The sequence below is a fragment of the Rhodobacter sp. TJ_12 genome, from assembly GCF_020023995.1.
In the GTDB taxonomy this organism is placed as follows: domain Bacteria; phylum Pseudomonadota; class Alphaproteobacteria; order Rhodobacterales; family Rhodobacteraceae; genus Rhodobacter.
Map to the genome: position 1 here is coordinate 1 of NZ_NRRD01000078.1, position 558 is coordinate 558.

Genomic DNA, 558 nt, shown 5'->3' on the forward strand with positions numbered 1-558 from the left:
AATGTGACGTAACGTGTTGCAACGCAAAAAGCGCCCCGTGGGGCGCCTTGTTTCAGCCTAAGCCTTTGATATCTTGATAGAAAGTTTGGTTGCGGGGGCAGGATTTGAACCTGCGGCCTTCAGGTTATGAGCCTGACGAGCTACCGGGCTGCTCCACCCCGCGTCGGTTTTGATTTGATCGTTTTGAGGGATTTTCGTTTCTTATCAGGTCTGGCGGCGACCTACTCTCCCACGTCTTGAGACGCAGTACCATTGGCGCGACGGCACTTAACTGCCGAGTTCGGGATGGGATCGGGTGTTTTGCTCGTGCTATGGCCACCAGACCGGAGAAGAAACGACAACATCAGGCTTTTGCTTGTTCCTGGTCTATTGCTTCTGATCTGGGGTAGAGCATTGGCTTTTGAGCCTTGCTGTTACCGGGTCAGATCAAGCCTATCGGGCAATTAGTACCAGTCAGCTGAACGCATTGCTGCGCTTACACCTCTGGCCTATCGACGTGGTGGTCTTCCACGGCCCTCAAGGGAGACCTTGTTTTGAAGGGGGCTTCCCGCTTAGATG

General features: G+C 53.8%; 1 tRNA gene and 2 rRNA genes. All 3 read right to left on the reverse strand.

Features of this window, described 5'->3' with window-relative positions:
* Positions 1–86 precede the first annotated feature (86 nt).
* Positions 87–163, reverse strand: a tRNA-Met gene (locus CKO11_RS17250).
* A gap of 45 nt (positions 164–208) precedes the next feature.
* Positions 209–323 (reverse strand): 5S ribosomal RNA (gene rrf, locus CKO11_RS17255).
* A gap of 99 nt (positions 324–422) precedes the next feature.
* Positions 423–558 (reverse strand): 23S ribosomal RNA (locus CKO11_RS17260); the annotation flags it as partial.